Source organism: Gordonia malaquae (genome assembly GCF_037148075.1).
Taxonomy (GTDB): Bacteria; Actinomycetota; Actinomycetes; order Mycobacteriales; family Mycobacteriaceae; genus Gordonia; species Gordonia malaquae.
In genome coordinates this window covers 716984-732318 of record NZ_JBBCUB010000002.1, presented here as the reverse complement: position 1 = coordinate 732318, position 15335 = coordinate 716984, and the positions used below count along the sequence as shown (strand labels likewise).

Sequence of the window (15335 nt, the reverse complement as noted above, 5' to 3'; positions counted from 1 at the left end):
GCGGGGACGAACGAAAAACGGTCGTCCACCTCGATGAGGCGGACGACCGTTGGTCGTGTGCAGGACGCGCTAGTGTCGCCAGGCGCCCTTCTTCGGGATCATCTTGAAGCCTGCGTAGCCGATCAGGACAACGGCGAATCCGATGAGGAAGATGTCCTCGACGTGGCCGATGTGGTTGCCCTTCAGCATCGCGAGGCAGATCAGTCCCGAGACGAACGCGGCGATCGCGTACGTGCGCGGTGCGGTGCCGTGCCAGCCGAAGCGGGCCGACGGTGCATCGGCGGGCTCACGGACCCAGCCGGTATCGATCGCCTGGACCTCAGTACTTGCCACGTCCACTCCTTATGACAGCCGGTAGTAGTTCGGGGTAAGCATAACCCGTGCCAGTGACGGAACCGGCACCCGGTGCGCGACAATGTCAGATGTGACGACACGTGTGCTGATCCTCGGATCGACAGGCTCCATCGGTACCCAGGCGCTGGAGGTGATCGACGAGCATCCAGAACTGTTCGAGGTCGTCGGACTCGGTGCGGGCGGCGGCAATCTGGACCTCCTGGAACGCCAGGTGGCGGCAACCGGGCTCACCGCTTCCCGCATCGCGGTCGCCGACCCGGCCGCGGCCGGTGTACTCGCCGATCGGATCGGTGCGGGCGTCCTCGCCGGAGACGACGCGATGGTCCGTCTCATCGAGTCGGTCGAGGCCGACGTGGTGCTGAACGGCGTCGTCGGAGCGATCGGGCTGCGCCCGAGTCTTGCGGCGCTCGAGTCCGGGGCGCGGTTGGCGCTGGCGAACAAGGAATCGTTGGTCGCGGGAGGCGCGCTCGTCCTCGATGCCGCGGCCCCCGGCCAGATCGTGCCCGTGGACTCCGAGCACTCGGCGATCGCACAGTGCCTGCGTGGTGGATCGGCATCGGAGGTCGACCGGCTGGTGCTCACCGCCTCGGGTGGTCCGTTCCGCGGTTGGACCGCGGAGCAGGTGGCGAATGTGACTCCCGAGCAGGCGGGCAAGCACCCGACGTGGTCTATGGGGCCGATGATCACGTTGAATTCGGCGACCCTGGTCAACAAAGCGCTCGAGGTGATCGAGGCGCATCTGCTGTTCGATGTGCCGTACGACCGGATCGACGTCACAGTGCATCCGCAGTCGATCGTGCACTCGATGGTGACGTTCGTCGACGGCGCGACCATCGCGAAGGCGTCGCCGCCGAGCATGAAACTCCCGATCGCTCTGGCGCTCGGCTGGCCGGACCGGGTGCCGGGCAGTTCGGCCGCCTGCGACTGGAGTCAAGCGTCGACCTGGACGTTCGAGCCGGTCGACAACGTCGTGTTCCCGGCGATCAACCTTGCCCGCGAAGCCGGGACCACGGGCGGAAGCCTCACCGCGATCTTCAACGCGGCCAACGAAGTCGCCGCCGACGGCTTCTTCGCCGGGCGGATCACCTTCCCGCGGATCGTGGGCGTCATCGCCGACGTGCTCGCCGACGCTGATCAGTGGACCGGCAGGCCGGGTACTCTGGACGAGGTCCTGGCAGCGGACCGGTGGGCACGCGAACGCGCTGCCGTGCTGGTCGCTGCTGCCACCTAGGTTCGTCGACGACTGGAGTCTTACGGGTGAGTTACGTGCTCGGCGTGGTGGCGTTCGCGCTCGCGCTGCTGATCTCGATCGGTTGGCACGAGTTGGGACACCACCTCGCGGCCAAGGCCACCGGCATGAAGGTCCGCCGCTTCTTCGTCGGCTTCGGTCCCACTGTGTGGTCGACGCGTGTAGGGGAGACCGAGTACGGCCTGAAAGCGATCCCGCTCGGCGGCTTCTGCGACATCGCAGGCATGACGCCGCACGACGAGATGTCGATCATCGATCAGCCTCGGGCCATGTACAAGCAGGCCACGTGGAAGCGTCTGGTCGTCCTCATCGCAGGACCGGTCCAGAACTTCATCCTCGGCTTCATTCTGATCATCGTGCTCGCGCTCGGGTGGGGACTGCCCGTCCTCGGTGACAAGCCGGTGCACGTCGCCGAGATCTCGTGCGTCGCTCCGACGACCGACGCGGAAGGCAAGCCCGTCCCGTGCACCGGAGCCGCACCCGCGGTCGACGCGGGACTGCGGACCGGTGACCTGATCGTCGCCGTCGACGGCTCGTCGATCTCCGACTCCACGGACATGATCGAGAAGGTCCGTGACGTGCAGGGCTCGACGGTGCTGACCGTCGAACGCGACGGTGAACGCACCGACGTGACGATCCCGGTGTCGCAGGTCCAGCGGATGGCGCAGAACCCGGACGGCACGTTGACGCCGGTGACCGTCGGCGCGATCGGCGTGACACTGTCGAACACGTTGGTCCAGCAGTACGACTGGGGCTCGGTCTGGGGTGGGGCGGTGTCGTTCACCGGCGACATATTCGTCGAGACCGCGAAGTCGTTGGCGTCGCTGCCGACGAAGATCGGTGACCTCTGGACGGCGGTGACCGGCGGTGAACGCGCTGTCGACTCGCCGGTCAGTGTGGTCGGAGCGTCACGCCTGGGCGGCGAGGCCGTCGAACGCGGCTACTGGGACCTGTTCATCGGGCTGCTGCTGAGCATCAACTTCTTCCTCGGCGCGTTCAACCTGGTGCCGCTGTTGCCGTTGGACGGCGGGCACATGCTGATCGCTCTGTACGAGAAGTTCCGCAACCTCATTCGCCGTGCCATGGGCAGGGCGGACGGGCCGCCCGTCGACTACGTGAAACTGCTCCCGCTGACCTATGCGGTCGTGGCGGTGATGGGTGCCTTCATGGTGCTGACTGTGACGGCGGACATCATCAATCCGATCCGACTCGGCTGACGTTCGCGGTACGGCGTGAGTCGGTAGACTCGGGGCATGACTGATCTGATCGGGCTGGGAATGCCTGCTGGACCTCCGCCTGTTCTTGCACCTCGCCGAAAGACCCGCCAGATCCAGGTCGGGTCGGTCGGAGTCGGAAGCGACCACCAGATCTCCGTGCAGTCGATGTGCACCACGAAGACGCACGATGTGAACGCGACACTGCAGCAGATCGCCGAGCTCACCGCTTCGGGCTGCGACATCGTGCGCGTTGCCTGCCCCCGCCAGGAGGACGCGGACGCACTCGCCACGATCGCCAAGAAGTCGAAGATCCCGGTGATCGCCGACATCCACTTCCAGCCGAAGTACATCTTCGCCGCGATCGACGCAGGCTGTGCCGCAGTGCGCGTCAACCCGGGCAACATCAAGGAGTTCGACGGCCGCGTCAAAGAGGTCGCAAAAGCGGCGGGCGACGCGGGCATCCCGATCCGCATCGGCGTCAACGCCGGATCGCTCGATCCGCGACTGCTGAAGAAGTACGGCAAGGCGACACCTGAAGCACTCGTCGAGTCGGCGCTGTGGGAGGCGAGCCTGTTCGAGGAGCACGGCTTCGGCGACATCAAGATCTCGGTGAAGCACAACGACCCGGTGATCATGGTGGAGGCGTACCGCCAACTCGCGGCGCAGTCCGACTACCCCCTGCACCTCGGCGTCACCGAGGCCGGTCCGGCGTTCCAGGGCACGATCAAGTCGGCCGTCGCGTTCGGGTCGCTGCTGTCGGAGGGAATCGGTGACACGATTCGTGTTTCCCTCTCGGCACCGCCGGCCGAAGAGATCAAGGTGGGCGACGCGATCCTGCAGTCGCTCAACCTGCGTCCCCGCAAGTTGGAGATCGTGTCGTGCCCGTCGTGCGGCCGCGCGCAGGTCGACGTGTACAAGCTCGCGAATGAGGTGTCCGCCGGGCTCGAGGGTCTCGAAGTGCCGTTGCGCGTCGCGGTCATGGGATGTGTGGTCAACGGACCCGGTGAGGCGCGCGAGGCAGACCTCGGTGTCGCGTCCGGCAACGGCAAGGGCCAGATCTTCATCAAGGGTGAGGTGGTCAAGACCGTTCCCGAGGCTCAGATCGTTGAGACGTTGATCGCCGAAGCGCTGCGTATCGCCGAGGAGTCGGGGGACACTGAGAGCGGATCACCAGTCGTCTCGGTGAGCTGAGACCCCCTCGGCCGACCGCGGAGCATTGACGACTAGGACTTCGAACACGGAGGTGGGGACGTGCTGCGATTGTTGGGCGGACGCCCGTTGGGAGCCCGTGACACCGAAGCGGTGAGCCGCGCCCTCGATCAAGACCCCGTCGGGTCGTGCATGGTCGCCGCACGCGTCGAGGCGTACGGCATGTCGCCGCGCTTTCTCGGTGGCGAGATGTGGAGTGCCTCCACGCCCGCCCAGTCGTTGTGCTTCTCGGGCGCCAATCTGATGCCGCTCCTCGGTGGCGACGCCGATCTCGACGATTTCGCCGGACGCGCTCTGGCATCGCCGCGCGGTTGCACGTCGGTCGTCGGATACGCGCCGCTCGCCCTCGGCCTGTGGGAGCGGTTGGCGCCCATGTGGGGCGATCCGCGAGAGATTCGTCCCGATCAACCGCTGCTGGCGTTGAGCGGAATGCCCGCCGTTATACCAGACCCGCTGGTCCGGCTCGTGACTCCTGCCGACCTCGACAACTACTTCCCGGCAGCCGTCGCGATGTTCCGCACCGAAGTGGGTGTGGACCCGTGCGAAGTCGACGGTGGTGCGTCGTACCGGCGTCGGTTGGCCGCGTTGATCTCCGCACGCCGCGTGTTCGCCCGGTTCGACGGTGATCGGGTGGTCTACAAGGCGGAGATCGGATCGATGTCGCGTCGGGTCGGACAGATCCAGGGCGTGTGGGTGGATCAGGAGTCGCGCGGCCACGGACTCGGCGCGTCCGGAACGGCAGCGGTCGCCGCAGCCATCGCACGGCAGGGACGTATCGCGAGTCTGTACGTCAACAGCTTCAACGCGCCTGCCCGTGCCACCTACCAGCGTGTCGGCTTCACCCAGGTCGGCACGTTCGCGACCGTTCTCGTCGACTGACAAAGAAAGTCCTCCGCACACGATGATCCTGCGTCGCGCCATTGCACTGTTCTGTGTCTTCGTGTTGGCGGTGACGGCCGCGGCGTGCTCGTCGGACGACGATGAACCCCGCGATGCGGCGGACCGTTTCATATCCGCGTTCGCCGCCCGCGACGTGCAGTCCGCGGCCGCCGTCACGACGAACCCGGACGCCGCGACTCGCGCGATGTCCGAGACGTGGGAAGGCCTCGGCGCGGAGTCGATGTCTGCGCGCACCGGACGCGTGCGCGTGGATCACGATGTCGCCGACGTCGACGTGACGTACACGTGGTCGCTGCCGGGTGGGCGAACGTGGGAGTACCAGGCCATGCTGTCGATGGGCCGCAGCGACACCGGATGGTCGGTGCGATGGACGTCCACCGCCATTCACCCGAAGCTCGGCACCGACCAGCATCTCGCCGTCGGCGACCTCAGCCCGCCGAGAGCGAGTGTCAACGAGTCCGACGGCACCGAGGTGATGGTGAACGGCGTGGTCACCGGGGTGTTGTTCGACGGCCGCGCTGCGGCGCAGGCCGGGGACGTCATCGGACCCGCGACTCGACTCGTGCAGGTCATGGGCCCCTTCGTGCCCGGCCTGTCTGCGCAGCGGATCGCCGAGCAGGCCACCGCGTCCAGCGACCCGATGCCGATCGGGACCCTGTCGGAAGCGGATGCGGCCAGACTGCGTGATCAATTGGCCCTGCCGGGCATCGTGCTGCGAGACGAGTCGGTGCTCCAGCCGCGGAATCCCGGCTTCGCCTCCGCCGTCGTCGCACGTGTCAAGAACGCCGTCGGCGCCGACATCATCGGCACTCCTGGATGGCGGGTGTCGGTGGTGAACGCCAACGGGCTGGTCGCAGATGTCGTCTTCGACCATCCCAGTGTCCCGGCGCCCGCCGTGTCGCTGACTCTGTCCCGGACCGTGCAGGATGCGGCGCAGCGAGCGGTGAACGCCGTCGCAGGCAAACAGGCGATGACCGTCGCGATCCAGGCGTCCACCGGCAAGATCCTCGCGATCGCGCAGAACGGTGACGCCGACCGTGCGGGATTCCCGGCCGCCGCGGGCCAGTTCCCGCCGGGTTCAACCTTCAAGATGGTCACCTCGGCCGCAGCGATGTACGGGCGTCTGAGCGAGCCGGACGCGCAGGTGCAGTGCCCCGGCGAGATCACCATCGGTGAACGCACCATTCCCAACTACGACGGATTCTCGCTCGGCCAGGTCACGCTGCGACAGGCCTTCGCGGCGTCGTGCAACACCACGTTCGCAAAACTCGCCAGCGAGATGGGGCCGTCCGACCTCGCTCACGCGAGCGCCGCCATGGGCCTCGGCTCGGACTACACGATCGCGGGAATCGAGTCCGAAACCGGATCGGTGCGTATCGAACCCGAACTCGTGCGACGCAGCGAGGACGGCTTCGGGCAGGGCACCGTACTCGCGAGCCCGCTCGGAATGGCGTTGGTGTCGGCGACAGCGGCCACCGGTCGCCGGCCCGTCCCGCAACTCATCAACGACCGCCCGACCAAGGTCGTGGGGCCGACGGTCGACTTCGACGGCGACGTCTACGCGCGCTTGCGGACGATGATGCGCGCCGTCGTGACGTCGGGGACGGCGTCGGCGATCGCTGATCAAGGCGAGGTGTACGGCAAGACAGGTGAGGCCGAGGTCGCGGGCGGATCGCACGCGTGGTTCGCGGGCTTTCGCGGCGACATCGCTTTCGCCACTCTCATCGTGATGGGCGGGGGATCGGAAGCCGCAGTGGCCGTCACCCGAGACTTTCTCGCAGCCCTGCCCGCCGACTACCACCCCTGACCGGCCCTGTCGCTCCGTCGATTGAGTTCAGGAATCGGCGGACGTCGACGCCGGATCTGGGTGTTTCGTCAATTCCGTGCCAGGCGTGTGCGTCATTCGGATGAACCCCCGTCGTGCATTCGGTCTAATGAGGGCATAGGTTATGGAAGTCTCACGGGAGACCCTGTAGTGAAAGTCGAGGCGAACCATGACTGGTCCCACACCCGGATACCCCGGGCAGAATCCCGAGCACGGTGGCGCTCCCCAATACGGCGCGCCCCAGTACGGTGCTCCCCAATACGGCGCTCCCCAGCAGGGCCAGCAGCCCCAGTACGGTGCTCCCCAACAGCCTCAGTACGGCGCTCCCCAGCAGCCACAACAGTACGGGCAGCAGCCGCAGTACGGCCAGCAGCCTGACTACGGTCAGGGGCAGCAGCCGCAGTACGGGCAGCAGCAGCCGCAGTACGGCCAGCAGCCGCAGGCGAGTCAGTACGGTGCCGCACCCGCGTACGGCCAGCAGTACCCGCCGCTGGCGGGCGCACAGGCGACGGCCCTGAATCCGCGGCTTGTCCCCGTGCTGTGGGGCATTGTCGGCGTGGCGGTTGTCCTTCTCATTGCGTCGTTCCTGCCATGGGCGTCGATCGAGAGCTCCTTCTACAGCGAAACGGTGTCCGGTACCGGCGACGGCAACGACGGTGTGTACACGCTGATCCTGGCATTGATCGCAGGCGGTCTGGCCGGTGCCGCGGTGTTTCTCACCGCTAAGCAGCCGGTGCTTCCTCTGGCCGCGGGCATCGCGGCCGTGGTTGCGGGCGCGATCTCGACGCTGATCGCGATCATCGACATCGTCGATGTCCAAGACGCGAAGAACGAACTCGGCGACATCGGTGGGCTGGGCGCCGGCGGTGTCGAGGTGAGCGTTGGCTTCGGCCTCTGGCTCACGTTGCTGGCGGGTTTGGCGCTCGCCGCGGCCGGCGCATACGCAGTCTTCCTTCGGAAGCAGCAGGCCTGACCTTCCGCAACAGCAAACGCGCCGTCCCGTCGAGGGGCGGCGCGTTTGTCGTCAGCGGCGCGGGACGATGAGCAACTCGCCGGTGTCGGGATGGTCGACGACTAGCACCGGATGATCGTAGGTCGTCGAGAGCAGATCGGCGGTCATCACGTCACGGACGGGGCCGCAGGCCTGAATGCGGCCGTCCTTCATCACCGCTACCCGGTCGGCATACGCGGCGGCGAGCGACAGATCGTGCACCACGAGGAGAACTGTGGCGCCGCCCTTCGCGCGTTCGGCGAGGATCTGAAGGACCTGTTCACTGTGGCCGATGTCGAGAGCGGCGGTCGGTTCGTCGAGCAGCAGGACCGGCGTGTCCTGTGCGAGGGCGCGGGCCAGGCTCACACGGGCCTGCTGCCCACCAGACAGTTGAGAGAAATGGCGTTCCAGCAGGTCGCCGAGTTCACAAGCCTCGACTGCAGCGGTGATCAACGCCTCCGACTGCGCGGCCTCCGGAGTGCGAGTCCACGGGTAGCGGCCCATCTCGACCACTTCGCGAACGGTGAAAGGCGTGTCGGTCCGGTTCGTCTGGGTGACGAGGGCACGCCGACGAGCGAGCGCTCGGGAATCGAGTGTCGCGATGTCCGCCTCGCCGATGAGGACCCGCCCCGAGTCGGGGGATCGGAGCCCGGACACTGCAGACAGCAATGTCGACTTGCCACAGCCGTTCGGACCGACGAGAGCGACGAGTTCACCGGGCTTCACAACGAGATCCACGTCGGATACGACTGTCCGTCCGCCGAGAGTCACGGTGACGCCGCGTGCATCGATGCCGGTCACAGGGCCGCTCCTGCACTCTTACGGCGCAACAGTAGGAAGAACACCGGGCCGCCGATCAACGAGGTCAACATACCCAGCGGCAGTTCGCCTGCGGTGAGCGTCCGTGCCGCGAGATCGGCGGCGGCCACGACGAGTGCACCGCCCAACGCGCTGGCAGGCAGGAGCACCGCATGTCGGGGTCCCACGACCAAGCGCATCACGTGCGGCACGATCAGGCCGACGAACATCAGGATCCCGGTGAAGGCGACGGCCGCGGCAGTCAGGATCGCGACCAACACGATCACCTGGCGTCGAACGACTTCGACATTGACACCGAGGGATGCGGCCTGGACCTCGCCGAGCGCGAGCAGATCGAGTTTGCGGACGAGCACCATGCCGCCCGCGACGCCCGCGATCACCAGGGGTGCGACCACACGGATCTGTGCCCACGACGCATTGCCCGCGAGTGAGCCGAGTTGCCAGAAGACGATCTGCTCCCGGGCCGCGGTGCTGGCGACGTAGGTCAGGTAGGCGATGACGCCGAGTGCGAACGCGTTCACAGCGATGCCGGTGAGAACCAGCATGATGGTCGACGATGCCCCGTCGCGCATGGAGAGGGTGTACACAGCGAACGTGGTCGCGAGACCGAACACGGCCGCGGCGCCCGCGACGGCCCATCCGTTGGTTCCGGTGCCGCCGATCACGATCATCAGGCAGGCTCCGATCGCCGCGCCGGAGGAGATGCCGACGATTCCGGGTTCGGCCAACGGATTGGCGAGCATTCCCTGGAGGAGGCAGCCCGCCGCGCCGAGCGCGATGCCGACCAGCAGCCCGAGGACGATGCGGGGGAATCGTGTCACCCACAATGCGGTCTCACCGTTCGGGTGACTCGGAAGCGGCCCGATGTCGAGGTGCCAATGGTGCGCGATCGAACCGAGGACTTCAGCCGGAGAGACGTGTACCGCGCCGGTGCCCGCCGAGACGACGACGATCACCGCGAGCACGACGAGCAGGGCGACGAACACCACGAGGGTGCGGCCGCGGATCAATTCACGCATAAATCGCCTTCGCCAAAGCACCCATCACCAGACCGGTGTCGGGCCCGAACATCAGAATCTGCGTCTCGTCCATCTCCACGATCCGCCTGGACCGCCCCGCCTTCGTCTGCGCGATGGCCGGCAGTTCGAGCAATCGGTCCATTCCGCCTACTGAATCCGCGCCCTGCGTCATCACCAGAATCACGTCGGGGTCGGCGGCCATCAGAATCTCGGCGCTGACGGTGGTGAACGGCGCCGTCAGACCGGATGCGGTGCCCGCGTCAACTCCGCCGAGGTGCTCGATAAGGTCGTCGGCGCCGGACTTCGGTCCCGCCAGGAGGAGCAGGTACTCGCCGCGGACGTAGAGGAACGCGATCGACGGCTTGGTCGGCAGGTCGGGGATCGATCGCCCGGCGTCGTTGATCTGAGACTGTGTCCGGGCGACGAGCTTCTCACCTTCTGCAGGCACACCGAGTGCTGTCGCAACAGCCCGGATCAGTTCAGGGGTGGATGCCACTGATCGTTCGGCCGGGAACTGAACCACCTGGAGGCCCGCCCGCCGGAGCGCGTCGACGGCGCCCGCAGGGTTGCTGTCGGTACCGGTCAACACGATGGTCGGAGACACGTTGAGGACACGCTCGGTGTTGATGGCGTGCCCGGTATCGGTGATGACGGGAACTGCGCGCGCCGACGGGAACGTCGTGGACTTGTCACGGCCCACGACGTGCGACCCGAGGCCGAGGGAGTAGACGATCGCGCCGAGCGTTCCGTTGCGGTCGATGGCCACGATGCGCTCGGCTCTCGCGGGGGCGGTCACGGTGGTCGACACCGGAACTATGTCCGGCGTGGGGAGCACCGCCGTGGTCGGCCCCGGTCGGAGGGAGGCCGAGAGCTTCGCCGACCGTGCTGCATCGGTCTCGATCGGCTCGGTGGTGCATGCCGACGTCAGTGTAACGAGGACCGCCACAGCGACGACCAGCACACGTGGGCGACCGATCACCAGAACCTGCCTGTCTCGAAATGAGTGAAAGTAGACTATTAGGAATACCTTACCTGTCCTGGAGCAGGCGACAGCCTCGGGAGTTCGGTTGGCATGAAACAATCGACGGCATGACTGTTCGTGCCCCGCTCACTCCCGGCGTCGTCGCGCCGGTCCTGTCCGTGCCAGACGCCATCGAGCGCCCCGAGTACGTGTGGAAGGACACCGTCGCGGAGGGGAGTGAGCCGTGGGTGCAGACTCCGGAGACCATCGCGAAGATGCGCGTGGCGTCGAAGATCGCCGCAAACGCTCTCGCCGAGGCGGGACGTGCCGTCGCGCCGGGAGTCACCACGGCCGAACTCGACCGGATCGCCCACGAGTACATGCTCGATCACGGCGCGTACCCGTCCACCCTTGGCTACAAGGGCTTCCCGAAGTCGTGCTGCACGTCGCTGAACGAAGTGATCTGCCACGGCATTCCGGACTCGACCGTGATCCAGGACGGCGACATCGTCAACATCGACGTGACGGCGTTCAAAGACGGTGTCCACGGCGACACGAATGCCACGTTCCTTGCGGGCGACGTCTCTCAGGAAGTCCGTGACCTCGTGGAACGTACCCGGATCGCAACCGACCGAGCGATCAAGGCGGTGAAGCCGGGCCGCGCGCTGAATGTCGTGGGACGTGTCATCGAGGCATACGCGAGCCGCTTCGGCTACTCGGTGGTCCGTGACTTCACCGGGCACGGCATCGGTGAGACCTTCCACAACGGGCTCGTCGTCCTCCACTACGACGAGCCGAGTGTGAGCACCGTCCTGGAGCCGGGCATGGTCTTCACGATCGAGCCGATGATCAACCTCGGCGGCAAGGACTGGGAGATGTGGGACGACGACTGGACCGTCGTCACCGCGGACCGGAAGTGGACGGCCCAGTTCGAGCACACACTCGTCGTCACCGAAACCGGCGCAGAGATCCTGACACTTCCCGACGCGTGAGCGAGACCGGACCGGGGCTAGGCCGTATCACGACCTCGTCCCGGTGCGGTCTCACCTCACGCGTATGACGTCACTTCGAAGTGGCGAGCTCTTGACCCGATTCTGCCGACCGGAGCTCCACGATCTCCGAGAGCGCATCGACCGACTCGAGGGCCTTGTCACGTCGGTACTGGACGAACGAGTACACGAACGCCGCCGCCCACAGCGCGACGATCGCGATGTACACGACCCGCTGCTGCAGCGGGTCGAGTCCGAAGCCGCTCTTGCCCACGAGGGTTCGAGCGTTGGTGAGGATGATCAATCCGCCGACGGTCGCTCCGAGCAGGCGCGGAGGGAAGTGGCGGACCACAAACGCTGCGATCGGTGCGGCGATCACACCGCCGATCAGGATCGCGCCGGCCGCGCCGAATTCGACGCCTTCACCGCCGAGATTCGCCAGGAAGCCGAGAGATGCGGCGACGGCGACGATGAACTCGCTGGTGTCGATTGTGCCCACCACTTTGCGGGGTTCAAGACGGCCCGATGCAAGGAGAGCGGGTGTGCCGACCGGGCCCCAGCCGCCACCGCCGGTGGCGTCGATGAAGCCGCCGAACAGACCGAGCGGGGTGAGGAAACGCGACTTCAGGGGTTTGCCGAGGTTCTTGGTGCTGATGCCTCGGAAGGTGAACCGCAGCAGCACGTAGAGGCCGAGGACCAGCAGGATCGTGGCCATGACGGGTTTCGCGTCCTCGGTGGACAGATTCGACAGGACCGTCGCGCCGACGAATGCACCGATGCCGCCGGGGATGCCGATCCGCGCGACGACCCGCCAATCGACGTTGCCGAACTTCCAGTGCGAGACCCCGGACACGAGACTCGTACCGATTTCGGCGAGGTGGACGGTGGCGCTGATCGCTGCGGGCGACAACGTCGTCAGCGCGATGAGGAATGTCGTCGCCGTGACACCGAACGCCATTCCGAGGCTTCCGTCGACCAATTGGCCGAGCAGGCCGACAAAACCGATGATGAGCAGGGTGGGCATGGGAACTCCTAGGGCGTGCACCGGGACTTCGAGCGGTGCGTGGCCTCTGACAGTGCTCTGTTTCGCCGACGACGCACAGGGTTTCGATCGTGGTGAGCGAAAGGGCGGTCGGTAGGGTCATCTGTGTGTCTGACAACCATGGCGCACTGCTGGTCGGCGGCACGACCAGTGACGCGGGCAAGAGCCTCATCGTCGCGGGACTGTGCCGTGCGCTTGCGCGGGACGGTGTGCGAGTGGCGCCGTTCAAGGCGCAGAACATGTCGAACAACTCCGCGGTGACGCTGGACGGTGGAGAGATCGGTCGAGCGCAGGCGTTTCAGGCTGTGGCGTGTGGGCTTCAACCGGACACGCGCTTCAATCCGGTCCTGCTCAAACCCGGAAGTGATCGGCGCTCGCACGTCATCGTGCGCGGTCGGCCGTACGGTGACGTCGGTGCGGCCGACTATCACGTTCGCCGCAGCGAGTTGTCCCACGTGGTCGCGGACGAGCTCGCGTCATTGCGTCGCGACTTCGACGCCGTGATCTGCGAGGGCGCCGGGTCGATCGCGGAGGTGAATCTCCGCGCGACGGACATCGCGAACATGGGTCTGGCGAGGGCCGCCGAACTGCCCGTACTGCTCGTCACCGACATCGATCGCGGCGGTTCGCTAGCGCATCTGTTCGGGACGCTCGCGCTCCTCGAACCCGACGACCAAGCACTCGTTGCAGGCTTTGTCATCAACAAATTCCGCGGTGACCCGTCTCTGCTCGATCCCGGTCTCGTCACTCTTCGTGAACGCACCGGCAGACGCACACTCGGCGTCCTGCCGTTCGCCGACAACCTGTGGATCGACGCCGAAGACTCGCTTGCGTCGCCCGTCGGACGGCGAGTCGGCGGGCCGGTCGCCCACACCGGCGGACAGCGTCTCACAGTCGCCGCCATCCGACTGCCGCGGACCTCCAACACGACCGACGTCGAGGCACTCGCGTGCGAACCCGACGTGGACGTGACCTGGGTGGACGACCCCGCCGCTGTTCGGGCAGCCGATCTCGTCGTCCTTCCGGGCAGCCGTGCCACAGTCTCCGATCTCGCCTGGCTGCGATCCACCGGCCTCGCCGACGCCGTGGTTGACCGAGCGCGCGCGGGGCGTCCGGTGCTCGGCGTGTGCGGTGGATTCCAGATGCTCGCGCGGCGGATCACCGATCGAGTGGAGTCGACCGCGGGAACCGTCGACGGACTCGGCCTGCTCGACGTCGACATCGAGTTCCGATCCGACAAGACCCTCCGAACGTTCTCCGGACACGACGGTGCAGGTGCACGAGTCGCCGGATACGAGATCCATCACGGCGTCGTGACGCGAAGTGCTGAAGAGACGTGGCTGGTGGATTCCGAGACCGGCCCTGAAGGCGCACGCCGCGGGCCGGTCGTCGGCACCCACTGTCACGGACTGCTCGACGGCGACGACATGCGGCGATCGTTTCTGCGGACGGTCGCCGTCCAGGCCGGACGTGCAGGGTTCACACCTGCGGCGGGACTGTCCGTGGCGAAGGTCCGCGAAGACCAGCTGGACACCATTGCCGATCTGGTCACAGAACACCTCGACATGAGAGCTGTGCACAGATTGCTCGAGGCGGGCACCGGGCCGCTGCCGTCCGTCCTATCCTGGCTGAGTGGAAACCGAGCACCTGAAAGTCGAGCATGACGGTCTGACCTTCGATGTGAAGCTCAGCGGACCGGCCCGCGGGCCATGGGTGGTGCTGTTGCACGGCTTCCCCGTCGACTCCCGCTGCTGGGACGATGTGGTCCCGCGGCTGCACGAAGCGGGCCTGCGCACCGTCACGTTCGACCAGCGCGGATACAGCCCAGGTGCGCGACCGGAGCACGTCGAGGACTACCGATTGGAGAAGTTGGTCGGCGACGTCCTCGGGGTGCTCGGTCACCTGAACATCGCGTACTCGATGATCGTCGGACACGATTGGGGCGGCATCGTCGCGTGGCATCTCGCCGCGAAGCACCCGGAACGCTTCACCGGTCTCGTCGCCGTCAGCACCGGCCATCCGTCTGCCATGAAAGAGGCGCTGGAGGCGGGCTCCGACCAGCGGGAACGCTCGTCGTACATCTCGACGTTCGTCAAACCCAAGGCGGAGCAGCTGCTCACCGAAGACAACGGTGTGCGACTGACCCGTCACGGGGTCACACCCGAAGAAGTCGCGCCGCTGCTGGAACCGGGCGCTCTCACCGGCCCGCTGAACTGGTATCGCGCCAACTTCACCGGCGACATCGCCGCCACTCTCGCGTGCCCGCCGGTCGAGATCCCGACAACCATGGTGTGGAGCGACGGTGACACCGCGCTGGGTCGCGAACAGGCCGAGTTCAGCGGTCGCCACGTGTACGGCGACTACCGGTTCTCCGTCATCGAAGGCATCGATCACTGGGTGCCGCAGAAGGCGGCGAAGGCCGTCGCGAGCGAGATCTCGCTGCGGTCAGCGCTGTACTGACTCGAGGCGCGCTACGAGCTCGTCGACCTGAGCTCGGCCGTGCTCGTCGACGGTCAACGCCATGAACGACGACATCGCGAGCAGCACGTCGAACTGACGCGGGTTCTTGGGCTTGCCGAACAGGGAGGTCTTCTCCTTGATCGACACCTCGCGGTATGTGGAGACCGGGTTGCGAGCCGTCTCCTCCTTGCCGTGATGCTTGAACTTCGCCACGGTGACGCCGTCGAACACCAACGACTCTCCGTTCGCGCCGATAACCTCGAGTCCGGCCTGGGAGGGGGTTGTCATCGAAGCAGCATA

The 15335-nt window shown here is 66.5% G+C and carries 15 protein-coding genes; 9 read left to right on the top strand and 6 right to left on the bottom strand.

The window, feature by feature from the left end; translation table 11 throughout:
• Positions 1-69: 69 nt before the first annotated feature.
• Entirely contained in the window at positions 70-333 is a 264-nt protein-coding gene (locus WFK36_RS10515; protein WP_336791588.1) for a DUF2631 domain-containing protein, read from the bottom strand.
• Between the two features lie 82 nt (positions 334-415).
• Between WFK36_RS10515 and dxr the strand changes: the two genes are divergently transcribed.
• The 6 genes from dxr to WFK36_RS10485 all read left to right on the top strand — a co-directional run bounded on the left by dxr (position 416) and on the right by WFK36_RS10485 (position 7727).
• Positions 416-1585 carry a 1-deoxy-D-xylulose-5-phosphate reductoisomerase gene (gene dxr, locus WFK36_RS10510; RefSeq protein WP_040519799.1) on the top strand — a complete coding sequence of 390 codons (1170 nt, stop codon included), beginning with the start codon at positions 416-418 and terminating at the stop codon, positions 1583-1585.
• Between the two features lie 26 nt (positions 1586-1611).
• Positions 1612-2820: a M50 family metallopeptidase gene (locus tag WFK36_RS10505; protein WP_336791587.1), complete on the top strand. Its 1209-nt coding sequence runs from the start codon at positions 1612-1614 to the stop codon at positions 2818-2820.
• Positions 2821-2856: 36 nt separating this feature from the next.
• Complete coding sequence (gene ispG / locus WFK36_RS10500; protein ID WP_008378440.1) at positions 2857-4011, top strand: flavodoxin-dependent (E)-4-hydroxy-3-methylbut-2-enyl-diphosphate synthase; 1155 nt, start codon at positions 2857-2859, stop codon at positions 4009-4011.
• Positions 4012-4071: 60 nt separating this feature from the next.
• On the top strand, positions 4072-4908 hold the full coding sequence (locus WFK36_RS10495; protein ID WP_008378442.1) for a GNAT family N-acetyltransferase: 837 nt from the start codon (positions 4072-4074) through the stop codon (positions 4906-4908).
• A 22-nt stretch (positions 4909-4930) separates the two neighbouring features.
• Positions 4931-6736 (top strand): penicillin-binding transpeptidase domain-containing protein, encoded by a 1806-nt coding sequence (locus WFK36_RS10490; protein WP_336791586.1) that lies wholly within the window; start codon positions 4931-4933, stop codon positions 6734-6736.
• A gap of 187 nt (positions 6737-6923) precedes the next feature.
• Complete coding sequence (locus tag WFK36_RS10485; RefSeq protein ID WP_336791585.1) at positions 6924-7727, top strand: hypothetical protein; 804 nt, start codon at positions 6924-6926, stop codon at positions 7725-7727.
• Positions 7728-7778: 51 nt separating this feature from the next.
• On the opposite strand, the gene WFK36_RS10480 is transcribed toward WFK36_RS10485, so the two are convergent.
• Genes WFK36_RS10480 through WFK36_RS10470 form a run of 3 tightly spaced genes read right to left on the bottom strand, consistent with a single transcriptional unit; the run spans position 7779 to position 10562 of the window.
• Complete coding sequence (locus WFK36_RS10480; RefSeq protein WP_008378447.1) at positions 7779-8546, bottom strand: heme ABC transporter ATP-binding protein; 768 nt, start codon at positions 8544-8546, stop codon at positions 7779-7781.
• Positions 8543-9583, bottom strand: coding sequence for a FecCD family ABC transporter permease (locus WFK36_RS10475; RefSeq protein ID WP_336791584.1), 1041 nt, complete (start codon positions 9581-9583; stop codon positions 8543-8545). Before WFK36_RS10475 ends, WFK36_RS10480 begins: the two co-directional genes overlap by 4 nt.
• Positions 9576-10562 carry a heme/hemin ABC transporter substrate-binding protein gene (locus WFK36_RS10470; RefSeq protein ID WP_336791583.1) on the bottom strand — a complete coding sequence of 329 codons (987 nt, stop codon included), beginning with the start codon at positions 10560-10562 and terminating at the stop codon, positions 9576-9578. The genes WFK36_RS10475 and WFK36_RS10470 overlap by 8 nt, the downstream gene beginning before the upstream one ends.
• A 110-nt stretch (positions 10563-10672) precedes the next feature.
• On the opposite strand from WFK36_RS10470, the gene map reads away from it, so the two are divergent.
• Positions 10673-11536, top strand: a complete 864-nt coding sequence (gene map / locus WFK36_RS10465) for a type I methionyl aminopeptidase (protein WP_008378453.1) — start codon at positions 10673-10675, stop codon at positions 11534-11536.
• Positions 11537-11606: 70 nt separating this feature from the next.
• On the opposite strand, the gene WFK36_RS10460 is transcribed toward map, so the two are convergent.
• Positions 11607-12557: a sulfite exporter TauE/SafE family protein gene (locus WFK36_RS10460; RefSeq protein WP_336791582.1), complete on the bottom strand. Its 951-nt coding sequence runs from the start codon at positions 12555-12557 to the stop codon at positions 11607-11609.
• 125 nt (positions 12558-12682) lie between these two features.
• On the opposite strand from WFK36_RS10460, the gene WFK36_RS10455 reads away from it, so the two are divergent.
• On the top strand, positions 12683-14239 hold the full coding sequence (locus WFK36_RS10455) for a cobyric acid synthase (RefSeq protein WP_336791581.1): 1557 nt from the start codon (positions 12683-12685) through the stop codon (positions 14237-14239).
• Positions 14208-15035 (top strand): alpha/beta fold hydrolase, encoded by an 828-nt coding sequence (locus WFK36_RS10450; RefSeq protein ID WP_008378458.1) that lies wholly within the window; start codon positions 14208-14210, stop codon positions 15033-15035. Before WFK36_RS10455 ends, WFK36_RS10450 begins: the two co-directional genes overlap by 32 nt.
• Here WFK36_RS10450 and WFK36_RS10445 read toward each other — a convergent pair.
• Positions 15021-15323, bottom strand: a complete 303-nt coding sequence (locus WFK36_RS10445) for a hypothetical protein (protein WP_336791580.1) — start codon at positions 15321-15323, stop codon at positions 15021-15023. The genes WFK36_RS10450 and WFK36_RS10445 overlap by 15 nt on opposite strands.
• Positions 15324-15335 lie beyond the last annotated feature (12 nt).